Genomic DNA, 15,640 nt, shown 5'->3' with positions numbered 1-15,640 from the left:
TTTACTGTGCAACAGGCACTTTTCATGGACGTCACCCGATGAGCGATTCCCTTCACATCCACAAGCCCAACCATGGCCATGACCACGGGCATTCCTGCTGCGCCTCGGAAGCGGCGCCGTCGGTGGTCAACCTCGGCCACGCACCGACGGACGGCGCGCGGTTGAGCAGTTTTCGCATCGAGGCGATGGACTGCCCCACCGAACAGACGCTGATCCAGAACAAGCTCGGCAAGCTTGAAGGCGTGCAGCAGCTGGAATTCAACCTGATCAACCGCGTGCTGGGCGTCACCCATGACTTGCCCGACGACGCACCGATCATCCGCGCGATCCAGTCCCTGGGCATGCAGGCCGAGCCGCTGACACCGGGTCAGGAGAAACCTGCCAACCCACAACCCGCCCCCGCCAAGCCCTGGTGGCCGCTGGCGTTGTCCGGCGTCACGGCCCTGGGCGCCGAGGTGATCCATTTCACCAACGCCGCCCCCACCTGGGTGGTGGCCGTGGTGGCGCTGGTGTCGATCCTCAGCGGCGGCCTTGGCACCTACAAAAAAGGCTGGATCGCCCTGAAGAACCGCAACCTGAACATCAACGCGCTGATGAGCATCGCCGTGACCGGCGCCGTGCTGATCGGCCAATGGCCGGAAGCGGCAATGGTGATGTTCCTGTTCACCGTGGCCGAACTGATCGAGGCCAAATCCCTGGACCGGGCACGCAATGCCATCAGCGGCCTGATGCAGATGGCCCCGGAACAGGCCACCGTGCAACAGCCCGACGGTAGCTGGCAGGTGCAGGAGGTCAAGGCCATCGCCCTGGGCGCGCGAGTCCGGGTTCGCCCCGGCGAGCGCGTCGCCCTGGACGGAGACGTGGTAGCCGGGCGCTCGACCATCGACCAGGCACCGATCACCGGCGAAAGCCTGCCGGTGGAGAAAACCGTCGGCGACAAGGTGTTTGCCGGCACCATCAACCAGGCCGGCGAGCTGGAGTACACCGTCACCGCCGCGGCGGACCAGTCCACCCTGGCGCGCATTATCCACGCCGTGGAACAGGCCCAGGGTTCGCGGGCACCCACTCAGCGTTTCGTCGATCAATTTTCAACCTATTACACCCCGGTGGTATTCGCCCTGGCCCTCGCCGTGGCCGTCATCCCGCCGCTGTTCATGGGCGCGGCGTGGTTCGACTGGATCTACCGGGCGTTGGTGCTGCTGGTGGTGGCGTGCCCTTGTGCGCTGGTGATCTCCACGCCGGTGACCATCGTCAGCGGCCTGGCGGCAGCGGCGCGCCGAGGTATCCTGGTCAAGGGCGGCGTGTACCTGGAGGCTGGCTACAAGCTCGACTACCTGGCCTTGGACAAGACCGGCACGATTACCCACGGCAAACCGGTGCAGACCGACTGCGTGGTGTTGGACCCCACCGTGGAAACCACCGCCCCGGCCTTGGCCGCGAGCCTGGCCGCCCGTTCCGACCACCCGGTGTCGCGCGCCATCGCCGAGGCGGCGACGGACAAGCAACGGGCGGCGCAGCCTGTGGATAACTTCCAAGCCCTGGCGGGACGAGGGGTGCGTGGCGACATCGACGGCCAGACCTACCACCTGGGCAATCATCGCCTGGTGGAAGACCTGGGCCTGTGCTCACCGGCGCTGGAGGAGCAACTCTTCGCCCTGGAAAAACAAGGCAAGTCGGTGGTGCTGTTGCTCGATGCCAAGGGCCCCCTGGCGCTGTTCGCCGTGGCCGACACCGTGAAGGAGTCCAGCCGCGAAGCCATCCGGCAATTGCATGAGCTGGGCATCAAGACCCTGATGCTCACCGGCGACAACGTTCACACCGCCGAAGCGATTGCGACCCAGGTGGGCATGGACCAGGCCCGAGGCGACCTGTTGCCGAACGACAAGCTGCAAGCCATCGAAGCGCTGTACGCCAAGGGGCACCGGGTGGGCATGGTGGGTGACGGCATCAACGACGCGCCGGCCCTGGCTCGCGCGGAAATCGGCTTCGCCATGGCAGCGGCCGGGACCGACACGGCCATCGAAACCGCCGACGTCGCCTTGATGGACGACGACCTGCGCAAGATCCCGGCCTTCATCCGCCTGTCGCGGCAAACCTCCAGCATCCTGAAACAGAACATCGCCCTGGCGCTGGTCATCAAGGCGATTTTCCTCGGCGTGACCTTCGCCGGCCTCGCCACCATGTGGATGGCGGTTTTCGCCGACATGGGGGTGAGCTTGCTGGTGGTGTTCAATGGGTTGCGGTTGTTGCGTAAGTAAAGGTCACGGTCGGCTGGGCGGACGCCTTCGCGGGTAAACCCGCTCCCACAAAGGCGGTGGTGTGAATACAGATTCTGCATCCGCCCGCGCCCCCTGTGGGAGCGGGTTTACCCGCGCAGGCGTCGGACAGTCAGCATCCATTTGTCAGCCCCGCCCTCTTCGCGAGCAAGCTCGCTCCCACAGTTTTCCGAGTTGCCTACAGCGCGAAGGCCCAGCGCGAGCAAGCTCCCTCGCCACAAGGGCCGAGAACAGCCCCTTCAATCGCGCTTGGGCTCGCGGATCTTGTACCAGGCCACATACAGCGCCGGCAGGAACAACAGCGTCAGCAGCGTGGCGATGATGATCCCGCCGATCATCGCGTAGGCCATCGGCCCCCAGAACACTTCGCGGGCAATCGGGATCATCCCCAGGCTGGCGGCAGCGGCCGTGAGCAGGATCGGCCGGCGCCGGTGCTCGGTGGCCTCCACCACGGCATCCCAGGGCTCGTAGCCGTCGCGCTCATACTCATCGATCTGGGTCACCAGGATCACCGAGTTGCGGATGATGATGCCGATCAGCGCCAGGATCCCCAGGATCGCCACGAAGCCCATGGGCGTGCCCGTCGGCACCAGCGCCAGGACCACGCCGATCAGGCCCAGGGGCGCCACGCTCGCCACCAGGAACAGCTTCTGCACGCTGTGCAGCTGGATCATCAGGAAAGTCGCCATCAGGAACAGCATCAGCGGCACGACACTGGCAATCGGCCCCTGGGCCTTGCTGCTTTCCTCCACCGTACCGCCCGTGGCGACTTTGTAGCCCGCTGGCAAGCCGGCGGCGAACTTGTCGATGTCCGGCTGCAGTTGCTTGACCAGGTCAGTGGGCTGGATTTCGTCGCGCACCGCGGCCTTAATGGTGATGGTCGGCTTGCGGTCGCGCCGCCACACCAGTGGCTGCTCCAGCTCATAGCGCACGGTGGCGAACGCCAACAGCGGGATCGAGGCGCCGCCGGGGGTGACAATCTGCAGGTTCTGCAAGGTTTCCGGCGAACCGCGCTCGGCGTCGACGGCACGCCCCACCACGTCGATCAGGTAGATATCGTCGTCGACCTGGGTCACGGGCGAGCCACTGACGATGCTGTTCATCAGCCGGGCGACGTCATCGGAGGACAAGCCGAGTTGCCGCGCCTTGTCCTGGGCAATGTCGATGCGCAGCACCTTGCCCGGCTCGTTCCAGTCGTAAATGATCTCGCCGATGTGCGAGTTCTTGTCCAGTTCGGTGGCCAGTTCGATGGCGTGTTTGCGCACCTGGTCGATGTCCTTGCCGCTGACCCGGTACTGGATCGGCCGGCCCACCGGCGGGCCCATTTCCAGGGCTTGCACGTAGCTGCCGATGCCGACGAAGTCCTCGCGCAAGCGCTTTTGCAGGCGCTCGGTGAGGGCCGTGCGCGACTCCAGGCCCTTGCTGACGATCACCAGCTGCGCGTAGTACGGGTTCTGCAACTGCTGGTCCAGGGGCAGGTAGAAGCGAATCGCGCCTTCGCCGATGTAGGTGCTCCAGCGCTCGATGTCCGGGTCGCCCTTGAGGCTCGCTTCCAGGCGATCGACCGCCCGGCGCGTCTCGTCCATCGAGGCATTTTGCGGCAAGTTCAGGTCCACCAGGATTTCCGGCCGGTCCGAGGACGGGAAGAACTGGTTCTGCACGAAGCGCATGCAAAACACCGCCAGCACGAACAACAGCACCGTAATGCCGATGGCCCACCAGCGATTGCGCATCGCCCACAACAGGCCGCCGTTGAACGCCCGGCCGATCCGGCCCGGCTCGGCGCTGTGGGGCTTCACGTTGGTGCTCAGGATGTGCACGCCGATCACCGGGGCGAACAGTACCGCGACGATCCAGGACACCAGCATCGCCACGGCGATGACCGCGAACAGGGTGAAGGTGTACTCGCCGGCGGAGCTGGCGTTCAGGCCGATGGGCACGAAACCGGCCACGGTCACCAGGGTCCCGGTGAGCATCGGGAACGCAGTGGAGGTATAGGCGAAGGTGGCGGCCTGGTCCTTGCTGTCGCCTTTCTCCAGACGCGTGACCATCATCTCCACGGTGATCATGGCGTCGTCCACCAGCAGCCCCAGGGCGATGATCAACGCCCCGAGGGAGATCCGCTGCATGGTAATGCCGCTGTACTCCATGAAGAGGAAGACCATCGCCAGCACCAGCGGGATCGAGCAGGCCACCACCAGTCCGGCGCGTATGCCCAGGCTGATGAAACTGACCACCAGCACGATGATCACCGCCTCGAACAACGCGCTGGTGAAGCCGCCGACGGCCTCCTCCACCACTTCGGCCTGGTCCGACACGGTGTGCACGCCGACGCCGACCGGCAGGTCGGCCGTCAGTTCGTTCATGCGCGCATGCAGGGCCTTGCCGAATGCCTGGATATTGCCGCCCTTCTTCATGGCGATGGCCAGGCCGATGGCTGGCGTGCCGTTGAAGCGGAACATCGGCGTGGCCGGGTCGACGTAGCCGCGACTGATGTCGGCGACGTCAGCCAGGCGGTAGAACCGGTCGTTGAGCCGCAGGTTGACGTTGGCCAGGTCTTTTTCCGATTGGAACTGCCCCGACGTGCGCACGGAAATCCGCTCGGGACCGGCGTCGATCACCCCGGCGGGCGTCACCGCGTTCTGCGATTGCAGGCTCTGCACCACCTGGCGCTGGTCGATGCCCAGTGCGGCGAGTTTGCGCGTGGAGAAGTTCAGGTACAGCACTTCGTCCTGCTCGCCGATCATCTCCACCTTGCCCAGGCCTGGCACGTCGCGGATTTCGGCACGGACCTGCTCCACGTAGTCGCGCAACTGGCGCATCGACAAGCCGTCGCCGGTGAAGGCATACACCGAACCGTACACGTCACCGAACTCGTCGTTGAACCCCGGGCCTTGCAGGCCTTCGGGGAAGTCGCCACGAATGTCGTTGATCTTCTTGCGCACCTGGTACCAGATCTCGGGAATGTCCTTGGCACTGGTGGTATCGCGCAGGTACACGAACACCGTCGATTCCCCCGGACGGGTGTAGCTCTTGACGTAGTCGAGGGAGTCGAGCTCTTCGAGTTTCTTCTCGATGCGGTCGGTGACCTGCTTGAGGGTTTCTTCCTGGGTCGCACCGGGCCAACGGGTCTGGATGACCATGGTCTTGATGGTGAACGAAGGGTCTTCTTCGCGCCCCAGGTTAAGGTAGGAAAACACCCCCATCAGCAACGCGACGAACATCAGGTACCAGACGAACGACTGATGCCGCAGGGCCCATTCGGATAAGTTGAAAGGCCCTTTCATCGTGCGTCCTCGTCGAGTTTCACTTTCTGCCCCGGCTTGAGGCTGTTCACGCCGGCGCTGACCACGCGGTCGCCCGGCTTGATGCCATTGGCGACCAGCACCGAGTCCGCCGAACGCTCGATGATCCGCACGTCGCGAGGCGAGACCGTTTGGTTCTGCGGGTCGATCAGCCAGATCCGGGCCTTGCCATCGACCTCTTGCAGCGCACTGAGGGGCAGCTCGATCCGCGGTTCAATGGCCGAACTCAGGGTGACGCTGATGGCCGTGCCCAGGCGAAAGCCCGGCGGCGTCTCGGCCAGCGTCAGTCGCGCGCGACGCGTGCGCGTTGCACTCTGGGCCTGGGGTTCGATCTCGCGGACGGTGGCGGTGGTGCGGGTGGCCGGATCCAGCTGCGCGGCAACTTCGAATACGACGCCGGCGGGCAGCCGGTCGACCAAGTCGGCCGGCAGGTCGATCACCGCTTCCTTGATGTCCGGGCGAGCCAGGGTCACCACTTGCTGGCCGGCGGTGACCACCTGCCCGGCTTCGGCATTCCAGGCCGTGACCACCGCATCGTGATCGGTGTGCAGCTCGCTGTAGTTGAGTTGATCACGGGCCTGTTGCACCGCTGCCTTGGCCTGTTCTAGCGAGGCCCCGGTGGTCTTCAGGTCGGTCTGGGCGATGTCCAGTTGCGCCTGGGCACCGACGCCACGGTCGAACAATTGCTGCTGGCGGCGGGCATTGGCCTGGGCATTGATGTACTGCGCCTCGATCCGCGCCAAGTCGCCCTGGGCGGCAAGCAACTGGTTCTGCTGGTCGGTGGGGTCGAGGGTGGCGAGCAGGTCGCCCTTCTTCACTTCGGCGCCGACATCGACATTGCGCCTGGCGATTCGCCCGGGCACGCGGAAACCCACGTTGGTCTCGTAGCGCGCCTGGATGTTCCCGGCAAAGCGTCCGAGAGCCTGTTGGTCCAGGGCCTGCACTTCAACGGACAGCACCGGGCGTACCGGCTCGGGCGGGGCTTCTTCCTTCGAACAGGCGACCAGCAGCAGCGTCATCAGGAGCGTCCATGGACCTTTCATGGCTGGGCTCCTGTCGGGGGTTTCGCGGCGGTGTTTTCAGCGATCTCGACGCGAACGCCGGGGTGCAGCAACTGCCCGCCGGCAGTGACGACGTTCTCGCCGCCCTTGAGCCCGTCGCTGATGATGACCTTGCCGGTCAGGTAACGACCGACGGTGACCGAATGCAGTTGCGCCTTGCCCTCGCCGTCCACCAGCCACACGGCCGGCTCGCTGAGGTTCTTGGTCAACGCCGACCAGGGCAGCTCGACGGCGGTCTGGCCCGCGGATTTGGCCGTGGCGCTGACCACCGACCCCAGGCGCATGCCTTCGGGCAGGTCATCGAGGGTGACCTTGACCTGCACCGTGCCGGTCTGGGCGGACACCGCCGGAGTGATTTCGCGCACCTTGCCCGTGGTCTGGACGGCCGGGTTGTCCAGCAGGCTGATGACAATCGCCGGATCCGAGGGTGGTTCACGCAACAGCGATTCGTAGATGTTGAACACCGCGTCGCGCGCGCCGTCCTGGGCCAGGCTGAAAATCGGCTCGGTGGCCTGCACCACCTGCCCCACCTCGGCCTGGCGCGCCGTGATGATGCCCGGCGCCTCGGCGACCAGCGCGGTGTAGCTCAACTGTTCGCGGGCATTGGCCAACTGGGCCTGGGCCGCGGTCAAGGCACTCTGGCTGCTGCGCAACTGCGCCTGGGCCGCGTCGTATTCGCTCTGGCTGGTGTAGCCCTTGGGCAAGAGTTTCTGCTGGCGCACGAACGCTGCCGCACTCTGCTTGACCCGCGCCTGCTCGGCGGCCACCTGGGCCTCGGCGGAGTCGACGTTGGTCTGCAAGTCCCGCGGATCGAGGCGGGCGAGCACTTGTCGTGCCGAAACCCGGTCGCCGACATCCACCTTGCGCTCGATGATCTTGCCGCCAACGCGAAACGAAAGGTCGGTCTGCACCCGCGCCTGGACATCACCGGTCAGCGTCACCGAGGCCGCATATTCGCTGGGCACGACCTGCTGCACGAAGACCCGTGGCAAGGCTTTTTCAACAGGTTTTTCATCACCGCATCCCGCCAACAACGCACACAAGGCCAAGCCAACAACCCGTTTGATTCGAGGACCAGCCATGCAGACTCCTTGCATTGCACGAACGTGCCAGTGACGATACGACTGTGAGCTTAGAACAGGGTTCCACGGATGCACAGACGCTAACCCGACAGCAGGAAATCGCCCATGCTCAGAACACTCGCGGTGGCCAACTACCGCTCCATCAACAAGCTGGTGATCCCCTTGGGGCGGCTGAACCTGATCACCGGCCCCAATGGCAGCGGCAAGTCCAATCTGTACCGCGCCCTGCGCCTGCTGGCTGAAACCGCGCAGGGTGGCGTGGTCAACGCCCTGGCCCGCGAAGGTGGCCTGGACTCGACCTTCTGGGCCGGGCCGGAGGAAATCAGCCGACGCATGCGCAGCGGCGATGTGCCTGTGCAGGGCATCGTGCGCCAGGGCACCAAGCGCCTGCGCCTGGGCTTTGCCGGGGAAGACTTCAGCTATTCGATCGCCCTGGGCCTGCCGGAGCCCAGCCTCTCGGCGTTTTCACTGGACCCTGAAATCAAGCGCGAATGCATCTGGGCCGGCCCGGTCTTTCGTCCCGCCAGCCTGCTGGTGGACCGCAACGGGCCAATGATCCGTGCCCGCGAAGGCCGCGCCTGGGATGTACTGGCCCAGCACACGCCCACCTTCGACAGCCTGTTCGATCAGGTCGGCAGCTTGCGCTCCTCGCCGGAGGTGTTCCAGATGCGCGAATTCATCCGACGCTGGCGCTTCTACGACCACTTTCGCAGCGACGCCGACGCCCCGGTACGCCAGCCACAACTGGGCACTCGCACGCCGGTGCTGCACCACGACGGCCGCGACCTGGCCGCCGCCCTGCAGACCATCCTTGAGATCGGCGACGTCGAGGCGTTGCACGCCACCATTGGCGATGCGTTCCCTGGCGCCCGGCTGCACATCGAAAAACTCCAAGGTGGGCGTTTCGCGATCGCGTTCCAGCAGCACGGCCTGCTGCGTCCGCTGTCCGCCGCCGAACTGTCGGACGGCACCCTGCGCTACCTGTTGCTGGTCGCCGCCCTGCTCACACCGCGACCGCCGTCGCTGATGGTGCTCAACGAACCTGAAACCAGCCTGCACCCCGATCTGCTACCGGCCCTGGCACGCTTGATCATCCGCGCCTCGGCCAATTGCCAGATCTGGGTCGTGTCCCATGCCACGCGCCTGATCGCCGCCTTGCAACAAGACGAGGACTGCAATTGCATCGTGCTGGAAAAAGACCTGGGACAGACCGCAGTGGTGGGCCAGGGAATGCTGGATATGCCGGCCTGGAACTGGCCGGATTGACCGGCAGGATTTGCACAAGCGTTGCAGGGGGACTATTTTCCTTGCGCTGCAGGACGGGTTTGATCGCCCGCCAAGGAAACGCAGCCAACCGCCAGTTTCTCTGGCGACACACACAAGGAGAATTGAATGGCCAACGTGAAAGCCCCCCAACCACTCGCCCCGCAAGACGTGGTCAAACTGCTCGTGGCCCTGCGCCGAGCGCTGAAGAACAGAGCTGCGTAGCGCAGCAGAATCGATGTGCCATTGTGGCGAGCGGATCAATCCCCTCGCCACAAACGCGTCAGCTTGGCTCGATCAGAACGCCGGCAATACCGCGCCGCTGTATTTCTGCTCGATGAACGCCTTCACTTCAGGGCTGGTCAGGGCCTTGGCCAGTTTCTGGATGGCCGGGCTGTCCTTGTTGTCAGGACGTGCCACCAGGAAGTTCACGTAAGGCGAATCCGAACCTTCGATCACCAAAGCATCCTTGGCCGGGTTCAGACCCGCTTCCAGGGCGTAGTTGGTGTTGATCATGTCCAGGTCGACCTGGTCCAGCACACGCGGCAGCATGGCCGATTCCAGCTCCTTGAACTTGAAGTTGTGCGGGTTCTTGGCGATGTCTTTCGGCGTGGCCAGGGCGTTCTTCGGATCCTTGAGCTCGATCAGGCCCGCCTTCTGCAGCAGGATCAAGGCGCGACCGCTGTTGCTGCCTTCGTTGGGGATGGCAATGGTGGCGCCGTCTTTGAGCTCGGCCAGGCTTTTGACTTTCTTCGAGTAGCCGCCGAAGGGTTCGACGTGCACGCCGATAACGGTCACCAGGTTGGTGCCTTTGCCTTCGTTGAAGCTCTTGAGGTACGGCAGGGTCTGGAAGTAGTTGGCGTCCAGGCGCTTCTGGTCGACCTGTACGTTGGGTTGCACGTAGTCGGTGAAGACCTTGATTTGCAGGTCCACGCCTTCCTTGGCCAGGGCCGGCTTGATCAGTTCGAGGATCTCGGCGTGGGGCACCGGGGTGGCGGCCACGACCAGTTTTTCCGCCGCCTGGGCCAGGCCCGAAGTCAGGGCTGCCGCCAATGCGGTAAACAACAGAACCTTTTTCATGCAGTGTCCTTATCGAGAATCACCGTCGCCCGCGGCGACAGCCAGAAAGTGAGAGTGCCAGCGAAGTGCTATCGCTGGCGTGAGACGGACAATACCGATATTTTTTATGCCTTAACAATATCTTTTATTCAAGTTCATATTCATTTTGCTCATATAAATAACCGACCGTGGCGAGGGAGCTTGCTCCCGCTGGGACGGTCCGACGTCTGGGGCGAAGCGGCCCTGAAAATATTATGGCTGCTGCGCAACCGAGCGGGCGCCAGCGCCCTCGCCACAGGTTTTATAACGCTTGGTCCAGCCGGGCGAGCAGCGCTTTGAGCGCCGTGCGTTCAGTGTCGGTACCACGAGCAATGACCTGCGCCACCTGCTGCTCGATCAGCGCCAGCACCGATGGCTGCGCCGGCAGGTTCAAATGTTCCGGCAGGATCTCCTCCCCGGTGCTGACCAGCAACGCAAAATGAATGACGTTCTCCAGCTCGCGGGTGTTCCCCGGCCAACTGTGTCGCTCCAGCGCGCGCTGGGCTGCCTCGCTGATCAGCGGCACCGCCAGGCCAAGGCGCTGGCTGTAGATGCCCAGGAAGTACTCGGCCAGGGACAGGATATCGCCCACCCGTTCGCGCAGGGCCGGCAGTTCCAGGTGCCCTTCGCTGAGGTAATGGTAGAGCCGCTGATGAAATTTCCCGGCCTCCACCGCCTGCGCCAGGTCGATGCTGGTGGCCGCGACCAGGCGTACGTCCACCGGGCTGGGTTGGTGCGCACCGACGCGAGTGACTTCATGGTTTTCCAGGGCGGCGAGCAACTTGACCTGGATCGGCAGCGGCAAATCGCCGATCTCATCCAGGTACAGGGTGCCGCCGTTGGCCGAACCGAACCAACCGGCCCGGCTGCTGGCCGAACCGCTGTAGCTGCCGGCGGCATAGCCGAACAGTTCGGCATCGGCGTAGGTCGGGCTGATGGCGCCGCAGTTGACGGACACGAACAACCCGCCGCGCTCGCTTTCGCGATGGATGTGCCGGGCCAGCAACTCCTTGCCGGTGCCGGTTTCACCGCGTATCAGCACCGAGATCGCCCGCGGCGCCAGTTGCTCCAGGGCCTGGCGCAACTGGCGCGAACGTGGATCGACGAACACCAGCGCCTTGGCGCGGATGCTCAGGGGGCTTTTTTCCGCCTCGGGAAAGGTCAGCAATGGCTGACCGAAGGTTTCATGCAAACTCATGGCAGTCTCCGCGCCATACCGCCGGCAGACGGAGGGGCACTCTTGAATTCAGGGCAGATACAACGCAGCGTCAGGCGCGACGCAGGGCGTGATGCTCCATGCGGTTCTGCAGGCGATAGAGATAGGCGAAACCCTGCTCCCAGCGCTGGTGGCCGGACTTCACATTGATGTGCCCGGCCCCGCCCAGGATCCCGGCTTCGGCGCCCCAGTGGCGCGCCAGTTCCAGGGCCCGCGAGGCACTCACGGCAGGGTCGTTGTCAGAGCCCACCACCTGGCTGGGAAACGGCAGCAGGTCCATGGGGATCGGCGCGAAATTGCGCAACGCCGGGGTGCAGGCCGGCCGCTCGACATCCGCCGGGGCCACCAGCAACGCCCCGCGCACTTGCCGCAGGTACTGCGCTGGCGCGGTGGCGGCCCAATGGGCGACCGTGATGCAGCCCAGGCTGTGGGCAATCAGGATGACCGGCGTGCTGTCGCTGGCGATGGCCTCGGCCAGCGCCGCGACCCAGTCCTCGCGCCGAGGCGTCAACCAATCGGCCTGCTCGACCCTGGCGCTGTTGGGCAGGCTGTTCTGCCAGTGGGTTTGCCAATGGTTTTCCGGCGATCCTTGCCAGCCCGGCACAATCAGGTAGCGAATCGATTCGTTGCGCATGGGGATGCTCTCCTGCGTGTCTGTTCCCGGACGAGTATAGGGAGGAGAGTTATATTATTTAAGGAATAAGAAGCTATTTATTAATAACCATAAAGAATAATTGTCATTTCCCACAGGTTTTCTGCATCACTCGCTGCGCCCCTTGCGCAATAACACATCCAACTGGTCTATCACTTCCGCCCAGTCCGCATCCTCGAGGAGCTCGTCGCGCAGCATCTGCCGCTGACCCTCGCTCCAGAAAAACGCATCGGCCAGGTGCAGCTCAGGCTTGAGGGGTGAATGGCTGGTTATAAATTGATCAATACCCTGAGCGTCATCGGGCAAGCCCAGTTGCTTGAATAATGAGGAAAGAGGGTGAATTGGGGTGTGCATACGGGCCTCCTGAACATCATGGGGATGGCGGGGTGTTTCTTCGCAGTCTAGCCCCTCGCCGACCGCCAGACTGATCAAAATTCAATCAGCCCCGACTCGACTAGACTTTGAATAAACATCCCGACAACGACACGTTGCGGAGGATCCCGTGAACATTCACTGGTTGACGGTTGCGCTGCTGGCGATCAGCGGGCCCGCGTTCGGTGCCGATGGCCTGGTGCCGTCGGGGATCGATCCACTGGGCTTCTGGCTGATCGCAGTGGGCGTGGCCTTGCTGGCCGCCGAGGCGGCGCTGCCCAACTACGGCATTGCCGGACTGGGCGGGATTGTCTTGTGCGTGATCGGCGCGGTGATCCTGACCAACGCCGAGGTCCCGGTGCCCTTGATGATGGGCCTGGGCGTGATCAGCGCCCTGCTCTTGGTGGCGCTGGTGATCCGGGCGCTGAAAACCCGACCACGCCAAGCGGTCACCGGCGATGCTGCGCTGCTGGGCAACGTCACGACGGTGACCGCGTTGCAGGCCGGCAACCACCATCATGGCTGGGTCCAGCTGGAAGGCGAACGCTGGCAGGTGAACTGCGTCACGCCGCTGCGAACCGGGCAGGCGGTGCGGGTCATGGCCCGCAAAGGCCTGCTGCTGGAAGTGGCCCCGGCTGATTCACAAGGAGCATGAGATGGGTATGCAGATCGGTTTTACGCTGCTGCTGTTGCTGGTCATCGCACTGGCGGCCTCGACCTTCCGGATCCTGCGCGAATACGAACGCGCAGTGGTGTTCCAACTGGGCCGGTTCTGGCAGGTCAAGGGGCCGGGGCTGATCCTGCTGATTCCGGTGGTGCAGCAGATGATCCGCGTCGACCTGCGCACGATTGTGCTCGACGTGCCGCCCCAGGACGTGATCACCCGGGACAACGTGTCGGTGAAGGTCAACGCGGTGCTGTACTTCCGCGTGCTCGACCCACAGAAGGCAATCATCCAGGTCGAGAATTTCCTCATGGCCACCAGCCAACTGGCCCAGACCACGTTGCGCGCGGTCCTTGGTAAACACGACCTGGACCAGTTGCTGGCCGAGCGCGAGCAGTTGAACAGCGACATCCAGCAAGTGCTCGATGCCCAGACCGACGCCTGGGGCATCAAGGTGGCGAACGTCGAGATCAAGCACGTGGACCTCAACGAGTCGATGATCCGCGCCATCGCCCGCCAGGCCGAGGCCGAACGGGAACGCCGGGCCAAGGTGATCCATGCCGAAGGTGAGCTGCAAGCCTCGGAAAAACTCATGCAGGCCGCTGAAATGCTCGGGCGCCAACCGGGTGCCATGCAGCTGCGCTACATGCAGACGCTGGGGTCGATCGCCGGGGACAAATCCTCCACCATCGTCTTCCCCCTGCCGATCGAGTTGCTCAAGGGCATGGCTGAGTTGTCACCGAACAAGCCTTGACCCACAGAGCAAGCATCCCCCTGTGGCGAGGGGATTTATCCCCGCTGGGCTGCGAAGCGGCCCCGAATCGGCCAGCTCGGTGTGCCAGGAAGATTGAGTTCGCTGCTTTAGGGCTGCTTCGCAGCCCAACGGGGATAAATCCCCTCGCCACAAAAGCGGGTTTGATTCCCCGCTACGGGGGCAGTGACTTCAACGCTTCATAGGGCCCCTGCGCCCAGCGCATGACCAGCTCGCGCAACAGCGCCGACGCTTCCCGGCGCTTCTCTTCGCTATCCCCGGTAAACCCCTGCGCCGGCTGCTTGGCGTGTCGCCCCACGGTGGCGAACGCTTGCCTGCGCTGCGCCTCATCAAGCTGGAAAAAATCCGCCAGCCTCCCCGCCATGGCCTCGGGCAACTCGGTGTAGTTCACGGCCACTGCGGCCAATGCCTGGCACTGCTCAAGCCCAACCTGCAGCAATTTCCCGACCCTGCGCGCAATGAAATCTTCCGGGCTGGTGTACAGCACGCCGTCGTCCAGCACGCTCGGGCCGATCATCCCCGGCACCATGTGCATGCCGGGGCGGCGCAGGTGAGACACGGCGATTTCCAGCGGATCGCGGTACACGAACAGCCAGGGCGTGTCGGGAAAACATTCCCGCAGCCGCGACAGCTCACCAATGTTCCAGGCGTCGAGCTTGATCACCAATCGTCGCTCCACACCGCGTCGAGGCTGCCCGTAGGCCGACAGCAAGCCCTTGAGCGCCGCGCAACGTTCGGCGGCAGGCAGGTCACTGCGCAGCAACCGATCCAGCGGTGGCGGTTCGGAGATGACGATGTGATCGTCCAACTGCGCCAGCATCTGGCTGATCAGCGTCGAGCCGCAGCGCGAGGCATGGAAGATGAACGCACTGGGGGCGAGGCCCGGGCTCTGGTGCTGCCACTGGGCGAGTGCGTGCAAGGGAGTCTGGCGCCGGAACGCCTGGTTGAAGGGCAGGCGCAAGGCGTCTTCCACGGCATCGCCAAAGAAAGGTTGCGACAAGGGCTTGTCGCCGAACCAGCACCAGTCGACCCACCACTGCCCGGCCTCTTGCCACACGCGGATCGGCAGCCAGCCTTGCAGGTTCAGGCCTTCCATTGATCGCTCCACTGCCGTCGACCGTGGCGCATGGCCGTGCGCAATTCTTCTCGGGAGAAGTGCAAGCCTTGCCGGGCACCCAGGGCGAGGGCGCATTCGATGAACGCCTCGACGTCCTGCACGCCTTGCAGGGCCTGGGCGAGGTTCGGGTCGCCCGCCACGCATTGCTGGAACCGGGCCAGGTCGCTTGGCCCGTTGCCCGGCACGGGCGTGGTGGGCAGCCCATCGGCAATCTGCTGCTCCAGCCAGGGGCCGGGGCGACAATCGAGCACCAGGTGAACCCGCGGCCAAGCGCTGCGATTGACCACCCGATGAGGACGCGCCAGGTCGAGAAACCAGCACTCGCCCGCCGCCATCGGAATGATTTGCCCCTCCAGCCAGAAGTCCACGCCCGGCGCGCTGAGCAACGGCACATGCAGGCGCAGGTCGGCGTCCGGCCCGCCCAGGTCATAATCGCGATGTTCGTGGATGCAGCCACCGGGCCCCAGTCGCAACAACCGGGCCGATACGATCTGAAGCGGCCAATCGCCCAGCGCCGCCTGCCATCGCTCATCCCTGGACCACGGCTCGCGGATCACAGGCTGGCCGCGCCCCGGCGACAATTCGGTCAAGGCATCCGCCGGCGTAATCAGCGCCACGCCACTCCAGTCACCGCTGTAGTAAGCGCTGTTGAAATGGCCCTGCCAGCGCGTCTCGGCAACACCTGCCAAGGCTTGCAACAGCAATGGCAGGTCAACCGTCAGCGGCAGCCGGGAAAACGCCGGGCGCATCCTGGGCGCGCGC

General features: G+C 64.4%; 13 protein-coding genes. 4 read left to right on the top strand and 9 right to left on the bottom strand.

Annotated elements, in window-relative coordinates:
* The first annotated feature begins 38 nt into the window (after positions 1 to 38).
* The gene (locus V5F23_RS01065) at positions 39 to 2,258 is read left to right on the top strand and encodes a heavy metal translocating P-type ATPase (RefSeq protein ID WP_212803252.1); all 2,220 of its coding nucleotides are present in this window, start codon (positions 39 to 41) and stop codon (positions 2,256 to 2,258) included.
* A 257-nt stretch (positions 2,259 to 2,515) separates the two neighbouring features.
* Here V5F23_RS01065 and V5F23_RS01060 read toward each other — a convergent pair whose 3' ends face one another.
* Genes V5F23_RS01060 through V5F23_RS01050 form a run of 3 tightly spaced genes read right to left on the bottom strand, consistent with a single transcriptional unit; the run spans position 2,516 to position 7,724 of the window.
* Positions 2,516 to 5,563: an efflux RND transporter permease subunit gene (locus V5F23_RS01060; protein WP_212803251.1), complete on the bottom strand. Its 3,048-nt coding sequence runs from the start codon at positions 5,561 to 5,563 to the stop codon at positions 2,516 to 2,518.
* Positions 5,560 to 6,624 carry an efflux RND transporter periplasmic adaptor subunit gene (locus V5F23_RS01055; RefSeq protein ID WP_042730283.1) on the bottom strand — a complete coding sequence of 355 codons (1,065 nt, stop codon included), beginning with the start codon at positions 6,622 to 6,624 and terminating at the stop codon, positions 5,560 to 5,562. The genes V5F23_RS01060 and V5F23_RS01055 overlap by 4 nt, the downstream gene beginning before the upstream one ends.
* Positions 6,621 to 7,724: an efflux RND transporter periplasmic adaptor subunit gene (locus V5F23_RS01050; RefSeq protein ID WP_042730284.1), complete on the bottom strand. Its 1,104-nt coding sequence runs from the start codon at positions 7,722 to 7,724 to the stop codon at positions 6,621 to 6,623. Before V5F23_RS01050 ends, V5F23_RS01055 begins: the two co-directional genes overlap by 4 nt.
* Positions 7,725 to 7,829: 105 nt before the next feature.
* Between V5F23_RS01050 and V5F23_RS01045 the strand changes: the two genes are divergently transcribed.
* Positions 7,830 to 8,990 (top strand): AAA family ATPase, encoded by a 1,161-nt coding sequence (locus tag V5F23_RS01045; RefSeq protein WP_042730285.1) that lies wholly within the window; start codon positions 7,830 to 7,832, stop codon positions 8,988 to 8,990.
* A gap of 294 nt (positions 8,991 to 9,284) precedes the next feature.
* Here the strand turns inward: V5F23_RS01045 and V5F23_RS01040 are convergent, their stop codons facing one another.
* The 4 genes from V5F23_RS01040 to V5F23_RS01025 all read right to left on the bottom strand — a co-directional run bounded on the left by V5F23_RS01040 (position 9,285) and on the right by V5F23_RS01025 (position 12,307).
* A complete protein-coding gene (locus V5F23_RS01040; RefSeq protein ID WP_042730286.1) occupies positions 9,285 to 10,067 on the bottom strand; it encodes a MetQ/NlpA family ABC transporter substrate-binding protein in 783 nt (260 codons plus the stop codon).
* A gap of 280 nt (positions 10,068 to 10,347) precedes the next feature.
* On the bottom strand, positions 10,348 to 11,283 hold the full coding sequence (locus tag V5F23_RS01035) for a sigma 54-interacting transcriptional regulator (protein ID WP_053148900.1): 936 nt from the start codon (positions 11,281 to 11,283) through the stop codon (positions 10,348 to 10,350).
* A gap of 70 nt (positions 11,284 to 11,353) precedes the next feature.
* Entirely contained in the window at positions 11,354 to 11,935 is a 582-nt protein-coding gene (locus tag V5F23_RS01030) for an alpha/beta hydrolase (protein ID WP_042730288.1), read from the bottom strand.
* Between the two features lie 126 nt (positions 11,936 to 12,061).
* Positions 12,062 to 12,307 carry a DUF2789 domain-containing protein gene (locus tag V5F23_RS01025; RefSeq protein ID WP_042730289.1) on the bottom strand — a complete coding sequence of 82 codons (246 nt, stop codon included), beginning with the start codon at positions 12,305 to 12,307 and terminating at the stop codon, positions 12,062 to 12,064.
* A 148-nt stretch (positions 12,308 to 12,455) separates the two neighbouring features.
* Between V5F23_RS01025 and V5F23_RS01020 the strand changes: the two genes are divergently transcribed.
* Together V5F23_RS01020 and V5F23_RS01015 are read left to right on the top strand one after the other, a co-directional pair.
* Complete coding sequence (locus V5F23_RS01020; protein ID WP_042730290.1) at positions 12,456 to 12,980, top strand: NfeD family protein; 525 nt, start codon at positions 12,456 to 12,458, stop codon at positions 12,978 to 12,980.
* A 1-nt stretch (position 12,981) separates the two neighbouring features.
* Entirely contained in the window at positions 12,982 to 13,743 is a 762-nt protein-coding gene (locus V5F23_RS01015) for a slipin family protein (RefSeq protein WP_042730291.1), read from the top strand.
* A 172-nt stretch (positions 13,744 to 13,915) separates the two neighbouring features.
* Here the strand turns inward: V5F23_RS01015 and V5F23_RS01010 are convergent, their stop codons facing one another.
* Both V5F23_RS01010 and V5F23_RS01005 read right to left on the bottom strand, forming a co-directional pair.
* A complete protein-coding gene (locus V5F23_RS01010; RefSeq protein WP_123578500.1) occupies positions 13,916 to 14,857 on the bottom strand; it encodes a sulfotransferase family protein in 942 nt (313 codons plus the stop codon).
* On the bottom strand, positions 14,845 to 15,627 hold the full coding sequence (locus tag V5F23_RS01005) for an aspartyl/asparaginyl beta-hydroxylase domain-containing protein (RefSeq protein WP_042731898.1): 783 nt from the start codon (positions 15,625 to 15,627) through the stop codon (positions 14,845 to 14,847). Before V5F23_RS01005 ends, V5F23_RS01010 begins: the two co-directional genes overlap by 13 nt.
* Positions 15,628 to 15,640 lie beyond the last annotated feature (13 nt).

The sequence above is a fragment of the Pseudomonas sp. WP18 genome (assembly GCF_036689585.1).
GTDB lineage: Bacteria > Pseudomonadota > Gammaproteobacteria > Pseudomonadales > Pseudomonadaceae > Aquipseudomonas > Aquipseudomonas chlororaphis_E.
Note: the sequence above shows the minus strand (reverse complement) of the source record. Positions and strands in the feature narration are given on the sequence as shown.

Coding starts and splice junctions, on each gene's coding strand:
- V5F23_RS01065 (WP_212803252.1), top strand. CDS start 39: ATGAGCGATTCCCTTCACATCCACAAGCCCAACCATGGCCATGACCAC.
- V5F23_RS01060 (WP_212803251.1), bottom strand. CDS start 5,563: ATGAAAGGGCCTTTCAACTTATCCGAATGGGCCCTGCGGCATCAGTCG.
- V5F23_RS01055 (WP_042730283.1), bottom strand. CDS start 6,624: ATGAAAGGTCCATGGACGCTCCTGATGACGCTGCTGCTGGTCGCCTGT.
- V5F23_RS01050 (WP_042730284.1), bottom strand. CDS start 7,724: ATGGCTGGTCCTCGAATCAAACGGGTTGTTGGCTTGGCCTTGTGTGCG.
- V5F23_RS01045 (WP_042730285.1), top strand. CDS start 7,830: ATGCTCAGAACACTCGCGGTGGCCAACTACCGCTCCATCAACAAGCTG.
- V5F23_RS01040 (WP_042730286.1), bottom strand. CDS start 10,067: ATGAAAAAGGTTCTGTTGTTTACCGCATTGGCGGCAGCCCTGACTTCG.
- V5F23_RS01035 (WP_053148900.1), bottom strand. CDS start 11,283: ATGAGTTTGCATGAAACCTTCGGTCAGCCATTGCTGACCTTTCCCGAG.
- V5F23_RS01030 (WP_042730288.1), bottom strand. CDS start 11,935: ATGCGCAACGAATCGATTCGCTACCTGATTGTGCCGGGCTGGCAAGGA.
- V5F23_RS01025 (WP_042730289.1), bottom strand. CDS start 12,307: ATGCACACCCCAATTCACCCTCTTTCCTCATTATTCAAGCAACTGGGC.
- V5F23_RS01015 (WP_042730291.1), top strand. CDS start 12,982: ATGGGTATGCAGATCGGTTTTACGCTGCTGCTGTTGCTGGTCATCGCA.
- V5F23_RS01010 (WP_123578500.1), bottom strand. CDS start 14,857: ATGGAAGGCCTGAACCTGCAAGGCTGGCTGCCGATCCGCGTGTGGCAA.
- V5F23_RS01005 (WP_042731898.1), bottom strand. CDS start 15,627: ATGCGCCCGGCGTTTTCCCGGCTGCCGCTGACGGTTGACCTGCCATTG.